Origin of the sequence: Sphingomonas sp. 3P27F8, from assembly GCF_005502745.1 — a bacterium.
GTDB lineage: Bacteria > Pseudomonadota > Alphaproteobacteria > Sphingomonadales > Sphingomonadaceae > Sphingomonas.
Genome location: NZ_SCNL01000002.1, coordinates 99413 through 112437, shown reverse-complemented (window position 1 = coordinate 112437; position 13025 = coordinate 99413). Strand labels below are relative to the sequence as shown.

Sequence of the window (13025 nt, the reverse complement as noted above, 5' to 3'; positions counted from 1 at the left end):
GTTCAGGGAACAGCCGGGAAAAGGGAGGGCCCGGCCATGTCGACGCCGAGGGGACGTCGTCGACGTTCCTAGCGCTAGAGGTGACATGTTGCGGGAATGTGTCCGCGGCGAACGATCGTGTTTCCGCCGCGAAATGTTGACGCGGGCTGGGGCAATGCGGAAGGAAGATGACATGACATCGGCCGCATCCACCCGCCGCATCCTGATCGCCAGCCTAGTGGGCACGACGGTCGAATTCTATGATTTCTATATTTATGCGACGGCCGCCGCGCTGGTTTTCGGCCCGCTGTTCTTTCCGGCGGAAAGCGCATCGGTACAACTGCTTTCCTCCTATGCCAGCCTCGCCGTTGCCTTTGTCGCACGGCCGGTCGGGGCATGGGTATTCGGGCACTACGGCGACCGGATCGGGCGGAAATCGACGCTTGTCGCCTCGCTGATGCTGATGGGCGGTTCGACGCTCGCGATCGCATTCCTTCCCACCTTCGCGACGATCGGATGGTGGGCGCCGATTTTGCTGTGCTTTTTGCGGTTCGGGCAGGGCTTTGGGCTGGGCGGCGAATGGGGCGGTGCGGCGCTGCTCGCTGTCGAGAATGCTCCGCCAGGATGGCGCGGGCGTTACGGCATGGTGCCGCAACTCGGCGCGCCGATCGGTTTTATCGCGGCGAATGGGCTGTTTCTGGTGCTCGGGCTGACGATGACGGCAGAGGACTTCATGGCATGGGGCTGGCGCGTGCCGTTCCTGCTCTCGATCGTGCTGGTCGGGCTTGGCCTGTGGGTGCGGCTGCGGATCGCGGAGACGCCGGCGTTTGCGAAAGTGCTGGAGGAAGGCGCGCCACCCGCCGTGCCGATGGGCGAACTGCTGCGCAATCACTGGCGGCCAGCGCTCGGCGGCACGTTTGGAGCGATCGCCTGTTTCGCGGTCTATTATATCGCGACGGCGTTTGCGCTCGGCTACGCGACCACGACACTCGGGATCGATCGCCAGACGTTCCTGGCGCTCCAGCTTGGCGCTATCCTGTTCATGGCGGTCGGCATCGTCCTGTCGGGTATCTGGGCTGACCGCACCTCGCCCGCGAACGTGCTGATCTGGGGATGTATCGGTGCGATCGTCGCGGGGTTCGTGCTGGTGCCCGGTCTCGGCTCAGGCACGCTGCCGACCATCTTCAGCGCGCTGTCGTTCGCGCTGCTGGTGATGGGCTTCGTCTATGGTCCGCTGGGTGCGTGGCTGCCGGGGCTTTTTCCGGCGCGGGTGCGCTATACCGGCGTCAGCCTTGCCTTCAACATGGCGGGGATCATCGGAGGAGGGCTGACGCCCGTGGTGGCGCAATGGCTTTCGCAGCGCGGCGGCGGGATCGCTTCGGTCGGTCTGTATCTCGCCGTGGCGGCGCTGCTCAGCCTGATCGCGCTGATTGCGTTGCGGCCGCGGCGCGGGGTGCTGCCGATGGTGGTCGAGGGTCCCTAGGCCAGGCGCAGGAGCGTCAGCCGCGCGCGCCCGTGCCTGCGATCCGCGTCGATCGTGAATCCGGTCACGTCGACCGGCTCGTTGTGCGCGGTCTCGATGCTCACCCAAGTCGCCGGTCCGATCCAGCCGAGCCGCGCCAGCCGGTCCAGCGCGACATTCCCAGCGCCGGTGGCATAGGGCGGGTCCATCATCACGACGTCCAGTGGCTGGTTCGACAGCGCGAGCGACAGAACGGAGGTAGCGCGTACTTCCGCGCCGGTCGCACCCATCTTGGCGATATTGGTGCGCAAGGCGTCCAGGGCGGGCTTGTCCTGCTCGACAAACACGCAACGTTCGGCGCCGCGTGACAGCGCTTCGAGGCCGAGCGCGCCTGATCCCGCGAACAGATCCGCCACCGCGAGCCCCTCGAAACTGCCAACGCGACTGGCGAGCATCGAGAACAATGCCTCACGCGTGCGATCGGCGGTCGGGCGGGTGGTGTCGCCCTTCGGCGCGACGAGCGGGCGTCCGCGCCACTGACCGGCGATGATCCTCATTTGCGTGGCTTTCCAGGCCCAGGCCGCGGCTTCGGCCTGGCCCAGCCGGCCTTGCGCTGCGGCGGCCGCGCAGGACGCGCGGCGGGCGTGGCGCCGGGCGGACTGCCGGGACGCGGCTTGCCGTCGGTCGCGGGCGCCGGTGCGGTAGCTGTTGAAACCGGGCGAGCGGGGCGCGGTCCGCCGGCGTCTGTCTTTCGTCGTGGGCGCGACGCGGGTGAGGAGGCGGATGCGGTCACGGCGATCGCGCCAAGCTGCAGCCCCTTGCGCTCGAGCGATTGGCGAAAGGCGACCAGATCGTTCTGTCGTATCTCACCGATCGCCCCGACCGGAAGGTCCGCCAGCACGAATGGGCCGTATCGAATGCGGATCAGGCGATTCACCTCCAGCCCGAGATGTTCGAGAACGCGGCGGACCTCGCGGTTCTTCCCTTCGGTAAGGATCATCTCGATCCACAGATTGGCACCGGTGCGACGCTCGATATTGGCATCGATCGAGCCATAGCGGATGCCATCGATCTCTACGCCCTCGATCAGCGATTCGAGCTGTTGCTGCGAAACCTGGCCGAAAGCGCGCGCCCGATAGGCGCGCTCAACGCCGGTAGCGGGTAACTCAAGCTGGCGCTTCAATCCGCCGTCGTTGGTCATCAGCAGCAGGCCCTCGGTATTATAATCGAGGCGACCGACCGGGACCAGGCGTGGAAGATCGCGTGGCAGACGGTCGTAGATCGTCGGCCGCCCGCGCGGATCGCGCTCGGTTGTGAGCACGCCCGATGGCTTGTGAAAGATGAAGAGACGGGGCGGCGGCGTTTCCGCCACCGGCTCGCCATCGACCGTCACGCCGTGAAGCGATGTGAGCAACGTTGCGGCGGTCGTGAGAGCCACGCCGTCCTTTGCGACGCGCCCCTCGGCGATCATCCGCTCCACCTCGCGGCGGGAGGCTATTCCGGCGCGCGCCAGGAGCTTTGCGATGCGGTGAGTGGGGCGCTGGTCTGAAGAACGGCTCGGCATGACGCGGCTGATACATTGCTTGCGTTGCGTGCGCGAAAAAATTTGCGTCGAATGTGAAATCGCCGCGTTAAGGCGAGAGGGCACAGCAGGCGGCATGATACACACGATGTTGTTCGGGCGTAAAAAGCGGCGGATCACGCGCCTTCTGCTGGTCGAGGACGAGCCGCTCGTCGCTTTCGACGCAGAGCATCTGCTAATCGATGAAGGGTATGAGATCGTCGCCACTGTCGATTCCGTCGGGCAGGCCGTGGCGATCATCGACCGCGAGAACGAGATCGATCTGGTGCTCGTCGATGTAGAGCTGGCGGACGGGAGCGGCCTGGATGTAGCGCGAGCCGCGAACGCGCGCGGCGTACAGGTGCTGTTCGTAACGGGTAATCTGCCCGCGGAAGCGCAAACCCTGGCGGCGGGCTGCCTCGCCAAGCCGTTTGCGCAGCGCGATCTGCTGGCGGCGATCCGCGCGATCGAGGCGCTGCTTGATGGTGCAGCGCCACGTCGGCTTCCGAATGGGCTTCGGCTCTTCGCTTCCGCCGCCTGAGACTAGCGAAAGACGGGGCGACCTTCATCGGCAAATGCGGCGGCAACCGCGGCGGCGCTGGCCAGCACGCTATCGGGACGACGAACACCGATCAGATCCGCGAGCAACAGGGCGGCCGTCTCCGGCGCGGTTTCGACCCGCGCGATAATCGTGAGCAGACTCGACTCGGCGATCGTCATCCGCGCGCAACAGCAAGGTGCGATCGCGATCGGCAGGGCAGCGTTTCCCGCCAGATCGGCCATCAGTGCGCGCAGCAACGTGAGCGGCCGGCGAAAGCGCTCCCGAAACAGCGTGAAGATCGCATGGGCGGCACGCGCGTCTGAAAGGCCATGCGCTCCCATCCGCCTGATCGCGAACAAGAGCGTGCGTGCATTCGCGCAAGGGGGCAGCGGATAGGGAAGCGCTGCCGAAGCTAGGGCGGTTGAAGGCAGGGACATATGGAGCGATTCCTCTCGCTCGCGATCCTGATATTTCCGCTACTGCAAGTCAATCGCAATTAAATCGATCAGTTCGGCAATTCGTCGTTTGCCGCCAGAACTTCACCGGCGAGATAGAGCGAACCGGCTATCAATACGGATTCACCGATACCCGATTGTGCCAGAAGCTCGACCGCATCGATTACGCTCGCCGCTATCCCCGCAGAGGCTGCGCCATATCGTTCTGCTATGCTGACCAAAGTGGCAGGCTGGTGACAGGCGTGGCCGGGTACGGGGATCGCAATCACGTGGCAGTCGGCCCGGTTGCCGATCAAATGGCTGAGCACGCCCTCCGCATCCTTGTTCGCAAGCATGCCGATGATGATGGTGGTCGGCGCGTCGGGACCCCACGATCCGGCGATCGCGGCGGCGGCGGATGGGTTGTGCGCGCCATCAAGCCACACGCCGTGGCGGCGCTGATTAGGTTGCAGACGATCGACCAGCGGGCCGTTGCCCAGCCGCTGCATCCGGGCTGGCCAGCCGGCGCCAGCAATACCGGCCGCGATGGCGGGGGTGTCAATCGTGAACAGGTGCTGGTGTCGCAGCATGGCGACCGCGAGGCCCGCGTTTGCCGATTGATAGGCCCCGACCAAGGCGGGTTGCGGAAGCGTGATGTCGCCGTTGCTATCACGATAGCGAAGCGTATCCCGTTCTTCCCTGATCTCCCATGCCACCCCGCGCGCGATAATCGGTGCGCGGCGTTCCTCAGCGACCGCCGCAATGCTCGCAGCCACGGACGGCGGATAATGCTGCGTTACGAGCGGCACGTTCGCTTTGGCGATTCCCGCTTTTTCGAAACCGATACGGTCAAGCGGCGCGGGAGGGGTGCCCTCTTCGGGCACAAGCAGGAAGGCTTCATGATCTATGCCGAGAGCCGCGATGCCGCAGACGAGCGGCGCCGGGATCACGTTGGTCGCGTCCAGGCGACCGCCCAGCCCGACTTCGATCACACAGACGTCCGCAGGAATGCGGGCGAAAGCAAGAAAAGCGGCGGCGGTAGTCACCTCGAAGAAGCTGGCGCCGAGATTTCCGCCGGCGTCCAGCACCTCCGCCAGCAGCCAGGCGAGCGCGGCGTCGTCAATCAACTGCCCCGCAAGCCGGATACGCTCGTTGAAGCGAACGAGGTGCGGGCTTGTATAGGCATGCACCTGCAAGCCCGAGGCCTCGAGCGCCGCCCGCAAGAAGGCGCAGGTCGATCCCTTGCCGTTGGTGCCGGCGACATGGAAAACCGGCGGCAAGCGCAAATGCGGATTGCCGATGCGATCCAGCAGCCGGGTGATCCGCTCCAGCCCGAGCACGTCCGCGCCAGGCGATAACGACCACAGGCGATCAAGCTGCGCCTGCACCGCCGGATCGGCCGAAATCGCATGATCGGCCATGACCGCGTTTCAGGCGGCGGCGCGCCGGTGGCAAAGATATGAAATGACGGTGGCCAGTTGTTCGCGCAGATGCTTGCGATGCACGACCATGTCGATCATGCCATGCTCGAGATAATATTCCGACGTCTGGAAATCGTCCGGGAGCTTCTCGCGGATGGTATTCTCGATCACGCGGCGACCGGTGAACGCCAGCGTCGCCTTGGGCTCGGCGATGTGGATGTCGCCCAGCATCGCGTAAGCGGCCATCACCCCGCCGGAGGTGGGATCGGTCAGTACGACGATATAGGGCAGGCCCGCGTCGTGCAGCATCTGGATCGCCACTGTCGAGCGCGGCATCTGCATCAGGCTGAGAATGCCTTCCTGCATCCGCGCGCCGCCCGATGCGGTGAAAACGATATAGGGCGCCTTGTCCGCAATCGCCGCCTCGACGCCCTGGATGAATGCCTCGCCCACGGCCTGGCCCATCGATCCGCCCATGAACGCGAAATCCTGCACGCCGATCACGACACGATGGTCTTCGATTGTGCCGCGAGCGTTGATGAAGGCGTCACTCTCGCCGGTGCTGGCGCGGGCTGCCTTCAGGCGATCGACGTAACGCTTGGAATCACGGAACTTCAATGGGTCTTCCGGGGTGCGCGGTGCATTGAGTTCGACGCAGCTCCCCTCATCAAGCAATTGCGCGAAGCGCTCCTTGGGGCCGATCCGCTCGTGATGATCGCATTTCGGGCAGACATAGAGGTTTTCCTCCATCTCCCGCGTGAAGACCATCTGCCCACAACCCTTGCACTTGTGCCATAGATTGTCGGGCGTGTCCTTTTTCGTGATGACCGAAGACAGCGCGTTGCGGACGCTCGAAAGCCAGCTCATTTCGTTTCCTTGCGGGCGGCGCGGATCGCGTCGCTCAACGTGCGTATATATGTGGTTATGGCTGCTGGCGCATCCACACCGTGTCTGCCCACCAGTTCGACGATCGCGGAGCCGACCACCACTCCATCGGCGACTCGCGCGATCGCCCCCGCCTGTTCGGGCGTACGGACACCGAAGCCGACCGCTACGGGAAGATCGGTGGCTGCCTTGAGGCGCGCGACCGCTTCCTCGATCGAGGCCTGCGCGGCTTGCTGCAAGCCGGTGATCCCGGCAACCGACACATAATAGAGAAAGCCGCCCGCGCCCGCCAGAACGGCCGGCAGGCGCGCCGCGTCGGTGGTCGGCGTGGCAAGCCGGATGAAATCTACGCCTGCTGTTCGCAACGCCGGGCCGATCGCGTCATCCTCCTCGGACGGCACATCGACGCAGATCACGCCATCCACCCCGGCGTCGGTCGCAGCGGCGGCGAACCAGTCCGCGCCGCGCCGCAGCATCGGATTGGCATAGCCCATCAGCACGAGCGGCACATCCGGGTGCCGCACGCGGAATGCGCGGGCGATATCCAGGATCGCGGCGGTCGTCGTTCCGGCGGCGAGACTGCGCAGGTTGGCGGCCTGGATCGCCGGACCATCGGCCATCGGATCGGTGAAGGGCATGCCGAGCTCGATCACGTCCGCGCCCCCGGCGACGAGCGCGTCGAGGATCGCACCGGTGGCGCCCGGCGTCGGATCGCCGGCCGTCACGAAGCAGATCAGGGCAGCGCGATCGGCCGTGAACGCACTGGCGAACCGGCTCATATCTTCACTCCCAGCGCCTCTGCGACGGTAAAGATGTCCTTGTCACCACGACCGCACAAATTGGCGAGTATGATTTGATCGGGCCGCATCGTGCGCGCCTCCCGCGCGACGGCGGCGATCGCGTGGCTTGGCTCAAGCGCGGGAATGATCCCCTCGGTCCGGCAGAGCAGCTGGAACGCGTCGAGCGCCTCCGTATCGGTTACGCTCTCATAACGGACCCGCCCGATATCCTTTAGCCACGAATGCTCCGGACCTATCCCCGGATAATCGAGCCCCGCCGAGATCGAGTGCGCTTCGGCGATCTGGCCATCCTCGTCCTGCAGCAGATAGGTCTTGTTACCGTGTAGAATTCCCGGGGAGCCGCCCGCCAGGCTGGCGGCATGCCGCAGGTCCAGCCCCTCGCCGGCCGCCTCGATACCGAGCATCTGGACTTCGGAATCGTCGAGAAAGGGATGGAACAGCCCGATCGCGTTCGATCCACCCCCGATCGCGGCGACCAGCAGATCTGGCAGCCGGCCGGTTCGATCGAGCATCTGCGCGCGTGCCTCGCGGCCAATCACGCTCTGAAAATCGCGGACGAGTTCCGGATAGGGGTGCGGGCCGGCGGCGGTGCCGATGATATAGAACGTATCATCGACATTCGCGACCCAATCGCGCAGCGCCTCGTTCATCGCATCCTTGAGCGTGTTGGCGCCAGAGGTGACCGCGCGCACCTCCGCGCCAAGCAGCTTCATGCGGAACACGTTGGGCTGCTGCCGCTCCACATCCTTCGCGCCCATGTAGATCACGCAAGGCAGGCCGAAGCGCGCGCAGACGGTAGCGGTGGCCACGCCGTGCTGGCCCGCGCCCGTCTCGGCGATGATCCGCGTCTTGCCCATGCGGATCGCAAGCAGGATCTGGCCGATGCAATTGTTGATCTTGTGTGCGCCGGTGTGGTTCAACTCGTCGCGCTTGAACCATATCTGCGCACCGCCGATCTCCGCGGTCAGCCTGGGGGCGAAATAAAGCGGGCTCGGGCGGCCGACATAATGTTCGAGCAGATCCTCGAATTCCGCCTTGAATGCGGGGTCGGTCTGCGCCGCGCGATATTCGCGCTCCAGGTCAAGGATCAGCGGCATCAGCGTCTCGGCGACATAGCGGCCGCCGAAATCGCCGAAATGCCCGCGTTCGTCAGGCTGGGCGCGAAAGGAATTGGGCGTGGTCATCGTGAAATCGCCTTAAGGAAAGCCGCGATCTTGTCCACGTCCTTCACGCCCGGTGTGATCTCCACGCCGGAACAGACGTCGACGAGCGGCGCGCCTGTGCGCCGTATTGCCTCCCCGACATTGCCGGCATCGAGTCCGCCCGAGAGCGCCCAGGGTAGCGGGTGGCGGAAGCCGTCGAGCAGCGACCAGTCGAAGCGGAGGCCCATGCCGGCGGGCAACATGGCCCCATCGGGCGTCTTGGCGTCGTAGAGGATACGCTGGGCCGAGCCGGCATAGTCGCGCGCCTGATCGAGATCGTCGCGCGTCTTGACCGCGACGACCGCCCAGGTTTCGAGGCCGGTGCGCCGCGCGACCTCGGCGATCCTGGCGGCACTGGTCTTGTGCAGTTGCAGCGCCTCCAGCCGGCCGGCCGCGACCGCCATCTCGACCAATGCGTCATCGGGATCGACGAATACGCCGACGCGGCGAACCTGCGTGGGCATGCGCATCGTCAACGCCGCCACGCGCTCCGGATCTACGTGACGCGGAGAAGGCGCGAAGAAATTGAAACCGATGTGGCTCGCCCCGCCGCCAATGGCGGCATCGAGTGTCTCGGGTGTGGTGATGCCACAGATTTTGACGGCCGAGGGCATGGTCGCGGTCCATATAAGAGTGGCGATGGACAATCGCATCCGCTCGGTTTCGGGCGCAGGGCAAATTGTCCGGTAATCTTGATCGAGGCGGCGTCAGAGCATCGCGCCGATCGCGCGCGCTGCTGCATCCGGGTCGTCTGCCTGCGTAATCGGGCGACCAATCACGAGGATCGACGCGCCGTCGTTCAGCGCTGCGCGCGGGGTGACCACACGCTTCTGGTCGCCCACGGCGCCATCGGCGGGCCGCACGCCCGGGACAACGAAAAAGCCCTTCGGCCACAATTTGTGTGCTGCTTTCACCTCTGCCCCAGAGCAGACGATGCCATCCACACCCGCGTTCATCGCCAGTTCCGTCAGTCGCAGCACCTGATCGTGTGGTGAACCGACGACGCCGGTCGCTTCGAGATCGCGCTGGTCGAGGCTGGTCAGCATCGTGACGGCCACCACCTTAGTACCGGTCGGCGCGGCCGCCTTCGCATCCTCCAGCATCGCGCGGCCGCCAGAGGCGTGGACGGTCAGGATCGCCGGCTCCAGCCCGCGCAGCGCTTGTACCGCCTTGGCGACGGTATTCGGAATGTCATGCAGCTTGAGATCGAGGAAGATCGGCAGCCCCAGTTCCGCCATATCGCGCACACCGCTGCGGCCGTTGGCGGCGAAGAACTCCAGACCCAGCTTGATCCCGCCGACATGGTGGCGAACCCGCTCCGCAAGGGCGCGGGCGCGGCCGATGTCCGGCGTATCGAGTGCGACATAGATTCTGCTGGTCACAGCGAGGCTACTCCAGCGGCGGGCGCGGCATCCACCGGCGTTGATACCGGGTTGGGCGTGGTAGCACGCAGATCGGCGAGCGCGCGTTCCGCATTGGTCAGCCGCAGCCGCAGCCGCCAGCGCATCGCGCGCTGGTAGAGCAGCGTCGGGAGGAATCCGATCAGGAAGGTCGCGAGCAGGAGCACCGGCAGATTCACCTCCGCGACGAGGTTGCCGAAGATCTGGATCGTCACCCATTTCCAGTTGCCGACGGTGAATACGGCCGCGACAAATGCGATCAGGCACCAGAAGAGTATTTTCAGGAATTGCATCGGTGTTCTCCCGCCTGTCGCGGGACTAACCGGCGGCGCGCACTTTTTCCAGTCTCAGCCGATTTCCCGGCGCAATGCCTCGATCAGCGCACTGGCGGTGTGGAGGCGGGGGGCTTCCTCGTCGAGAATGGCGATGAACGCCGCACGTTTGATGGCGGCAACGCGCCCAGGCCGAAGGCTTGCGTCGGCGGCAAGGGCGGAAACCGCGATATCGATCATCCGTTCGGCGCCGTGGAGACGTCCCCAAAGATAGTCGTTTTCACGATAGGCACGGCTGAAGAACGCGCCGAAGTTATTGAACTGAATGCCCTTGAGCGTGGCCTCGGCGCCGCCGCTGCGGATCGAGGGCGCGTCGTCGGGCGCGATGCGATCGACCTGGATCGGATCATATTCATCGATGCCCTCGCCCTGTAGCAGCGGCAGTGTCGCGACGTCGAAATAGGGAAAGCCTAGGTAGCGCAGCAGCATGTCGCGGCGCAGTTCCTTGGGCAGCCTGCCAAGTGCCTGCGCCAGCCGCGCGTCGGTTTCTGCATCGAGAGCGGTCAGCCCCATCGACTCCGCCAGTTGGTCAAGCACCGCCCCGGCGTTATTGCCCAGCGCGCGCACCTCGCCGCTCAATGCGCGGTGCGATCGCGGGTTCTGTCGATCAAGATAGGCGGAAAGCGATTCGTAGATTGCGTCGCGGATCGGCAGCAGCGTCTCGGTCGTCTCGCCCGCCTCAAGCTCCGTCAGCCGGCGCGACATCAGCCGCAGGCGCCGGATGCGGAAGCCGAGATCAAAGGTGCGCAGGAAGTCGATCGTCGTCGCGCTGCCCGCGACATCTGGCGACTTTTCATCATAGCCACGATCGACCAGCGCCGCTTCGATCCGGCGACGGATGCGCTGCCAGCGTTGCGGCCCCGGCTCGCCGCCAACGCCATGGAGCAGCACGGTAATTGATTCGATCACACCCACCAGCTTGAGATGTGCATAAGCGGCATAGCCATATCCCGCCTGCTCGACGGCCGCTATTTGCGCACGCCGCCGCCACGATGCGATACGCGCTCCGGTCGGGTGATCGAGGAAGAATGTGCGGCCGAACAGCGCCTCGACCTTTGCCTCCACTTCCGGCCGTACCGAATCCAGGATCGAACGCATCCTTTCGATCCGCGCGGAACGTCCCGCGATCGCCTCCAGATTGTCGCGAATCGGCTGCTGGCGCGGCAATTCGCTGATCGCGCCAAGGATCGTCTGGAAAAAGCCAGGTACGCCCTGGCTCTCTCCGGACAGGCGGAATTTGGTGCCGGGAGAAGGGTCGATATATACGAAGCGGCGATCCACCTGCCGTCGCGCGGGGCGCTGTCGCAGCGCATCGAGCGCTGGACGGAACGGCGCGTTGGCCAATACCGACCCGTCGATAAGTACTGCCTTTTCCGCAGCATTCGCCGCCGACTGGCGTGGGAGCACGCGACGGAGAAAAGCACTGCGCGATCGCCATTCGACGCCGCGTTCCTTCAATACGCCATCGAGCTCGCTCACCGTGAACGGCGGAAAGGCGCCGGGAAAGCTGGACGTTGCGCGGGCGGCGAACGCGAGTTCGGCCGCGGGAGCCAGCGTATCGTGCACCTCACCGTAATCGCTGAACGGGAAAACCAGGCGGTGCTCGGTTTCCACCACTTCGGGTGGCGAATGAAGTCGCAGCCGCTCGGGATGGCCCGTGAAGTCGGTGACGGTGACGAAAAGATCGAGCGGTTGACCCGGCGGCAAAAGCCTCGGTCCGCGCGGCGCGGCGGCCATCGCATCGAAAGCATCGAGCAACATTCCGGTGAACCCCGCGCCGCTGAAGGGCGGCTCGAACCAGCGCGAGCGAACAAAGAGCGACAGCTTGCTGCGCACCTCCTCCCGTGTGCCCTCGTCAATCGCCTCCAGTTTCTCGGCGCTGCGTCCCGCCGCCATCCATGCCAGCGGGAGTGCCCAAGCCTTTGAGAAGCGCGAGGCAGGTGCGGCATCCGAGTCGATAAGCGCCTCCACGTCGCCGCGCTCGAGCCACATGTCGGTGAGGGGATCGAGGGACTGGCCCGAGGAAATCGCCTGCGCCAGAAAGATGCCGTTTATTCCCCCCGCGCTCGCCCCGGCCAGAATATCGGGGAGGATGCGGAGGCGTAGCGCGCCTTCCGCCGCCATCTCGTCGAGCAACGCGCAGTAAACTCCGGCACTGCCGGCCAAAGGTTCGCCGTCATGGCTTGCCCGGCTGGCGCGGGCGAGGTGCCAAACCTCTTTGGTGATACCGTGCATGTATACCGCAAGGCTGATTCCGCCATAGCATACTAGCGCCAGCCGCAATTCCTTCTCATGCGGTCGCAACGTGCTCATGCCGCCGCGATATCCGCCCAGATCGGCAGATGGTCGCTCGCCTTGCGCGCCGCATAGGAGTGATGCACCCCGCAATCGAGCACGCGCAGCCCCGACGATACCATGATGCGGTCGAGCCGCCCGACTGGTCTGCGCGCGTGGAAGCTCGGTCCGGTTTCGGCGAACGAAAATTCGCGGTCGAAATCGCGCAGACATCCCGCAGCGCGCGTCCATTCGTTGAGGTCGCCCATCATCACGGTCGGATGTTGATGCAGGCTCGCGTTTATGTGCGCGAGGATCGCATGGGCTTGCCGTCGCCGCCACAAACCGGAAAGATCGAGGTGCATGCCCACGACGCGCAGCGTCCGTCCATTCAAGCGCAGATCGGCCATCACCGCCCCGCGCGGTTCTAGCGCGGGCAGGTGGATCACCTCGCAGTCGACGATTTCAGCGGACTTGGGCACCAGCAGCGCATTGCCATGCCATCCCATCGACCCGCTTCGCGTGCCAAAATCGACTGGCTTCCACGCGCTGTTCTCAGCGATGAGATGCGGAGACATTACAGCCGATTTGGTACCGAACCGGCGGTCGGCTTCCTGCAACGCCACAACGTCGGCATCGATTTCCCGCAACACTTCCAGCGTGCGATCGGGATTACGGCGCCGGTCGGTGCCGATGCCCTTTCGCATGTTATAACTGGCGACGCGGATCATTGA

At 65.1% G+C, this 13025-nt stretch carries 13 protein-coding genes and 1 pseudogene; 2 read left to right on the top strand and 12 right to left on the bottom strand.

Going from position 1 to position 13025, the window contains the following annotated elements:
• Window positions 1–172 precede the first annotated feature (172 nt).
• A complete protein-coding gene (locus tag FFS35_RS03130; protein WP_137785671.1) occupies window positions 173–1462 on the top strand; it encodes an MFS transporter in 1290 nt (429 codons plus the stop codon).
• On the opposite strand, the gene rsmD is transcribed toward FFS35_RS03130, so the two are convergent.
• Both rsmD and FFS35_RS03120 read right to left on the bottom strand, forming a co-directional pair.
• Entirely contained in the window at window positions 1459–1998 is a 540-nt protein-coding gene (gene rsmD / locus FFS35_RS03125) for a 16S rRNA (guanine(966)-N(2))-methyltransferase RsmD (protein WP_137785670.1), read from the bottom strand. The genes FFS35_RS03130 and rsmD overlap by 4 nt on opposite strands.
• Window positions 1999–2267: 269 nt before the next feature.
• Window positions 2268–2969 (bottom strand): annotated as a pseudogene (locus FFS35_RS03120) (pseudouridine synthase); the annotation flags it as partial.
• A 142-nt stretch (window positions 2970–3111) separates the two neighbouring features.
• On the opposite strand from FFS35_RS03120, the gene FFS35_RS03115 reads away from it, so the two are divergent.
• Window positions 3112–3543, top strand: coding sequence for a response regulator (locus tag FFS35_RS03115; RefSeq protein ID WP_137785932.1), 432 nt, complete (start codon window positions 3112–3114; stop codon window positions 3541–3543).
• Window positions 3544–3545: 2 nt separating this feature from the next.
• On the opposite strand, the gene FFS35_RS03110 is transcribed toward FFS35_RS03115, so the two are convergent.
• From FFS35_RS03110 to FFS35_RS03065, 10 genes are all read right to left on the bottom strand, one after another.
• Window positions 3546–3980 carry a DUF6628 family protein gene (locus tag FFS35_RS03110; RefSeq protein WP_137785668.1) on the bottom strand — a complete coding sequence of 145 codons (435 nt, stop codon included), beginning with the start codon at window positions 3978–3980 and terminating at the stop codon, window positions 3546–3548.
• A 68-nt stretch (window positions 3981–4048) separates the two neighbouring features.
• Complete coding sequence (locus FFS35_RS03105) at window positions 4049–5398, bottom strand: bifunctional folylpolyglutamate synthase/dihydrofolate synthase (RefSeq protein ID WP_137785667.1); 1350 nt, start codon at window positions 5396–5398, stop codon at window positions 4049–4051.
• 9 nt (window positions 5399–5407) lie between these two features.
• Window positions 5408–6265 (bottom strand): acetyl-CoA carboxylase, carboxyltransferase subunit beta, encoded by an 858-nt coding sequence (gene accD / locus FFS35_RS03100; protein WP_137785666.1) that lies wholly within the window; start codon window positions 6263–6265, stop codon window positions 5408–5410.
• Window positions 6262–7062, bottom strand: a complete 801-nt coding sequence (gene trpA, locus FFS35_RS03095; RefSeq protein ID WP_137785665.1) for a tryptophan synthase subunit alpha — start codon at window positions 7060–7062, stop codon at window positions 6262–6264. Before trpA ends, accD begins: the two co-directional genes overlap by 4 nt.
• Window positions 7059–8267, bottom strand: coding sequence for a tryptophan synthase subunit beta (gene trpB / locus FFS35_RS03090; RefSeq protein ID WP_137785664.1), 1209 nt, complete (start codon window positions 8265–8267; stop codon window positions 7059–7061). The genes trpA and trpB overlap by 4 nt, the downstream gene beginning before the upstream one ends.
• Window positions 8264–8899 carry a phosphoribosylanthranilate isomerase gene (locus tag FFS35_RS03085; RefSeq protein ID WP_137785663.1) on the bottom strand — a complete coding sequence of 212 codons (636 nt, stop codon included), beginning with the start codon at window positions 8897–8899 and terminating at the stop codon, window positions 8264–8266. Before FFS35_RS03085 ends, trpB begins: the two co-directional genes overlap by 4 nt.
• A gap of 93 nt (window positions 8900–8992) precedes the next feature.
• A complete protein-coding gene (gene pyrF, locus FFS35_RS03080) occupies window positions 8993–9667 on the bottom strand; it encodes an orotidine-5'-phosphate decarboxylase (RefSeq protein ID WP_137785662.1) in 675 nt (224 codons plus the stop codon).
• Window positions 9664–9978, bottom strand: coding sequence for a lipopolysaccharide assembly protein LapA domain-containing protein (locus FFS35_RS03075; protein ID WP_137785661.1), 315 nt, complete (start codon window positions 9976–9978; stop codon window positions 9664–9666). Before FFS35_RS03075 ends, pyrF begins: the two co-directional genes overlap by 4 nt.
• 54 nt (window positions 9979–10032) lie before the next feature.
• Window positions 10033–12330 (bottom strand): patatin-like protein, encoded by a 2298-nt coding sequence (locus FFS35_RS03070; protein ID WP_137785660.1) that lies wholly within the window; start codon window positions 12328–12330, stop codon window positions 10033–10035.
• Window positions 12327–13022 (bottom strand): endonuclease/exonuclease/phosphatase family protein, encoded by a 696-nt coding sequence (locus FFS35_RS03065; protein ID WP_137785659.1) that lies wholly within the window; start codon window positions 13020–13022, stop codon window positions 12327–12329. Before FFS35_RS03065 ends, FFS35_RS03070 begins: the two co-directional genes overlap by 4 nt.
• Between the last annotated feature and the right edge of the window lie 3 nt (window positions 13023–13025).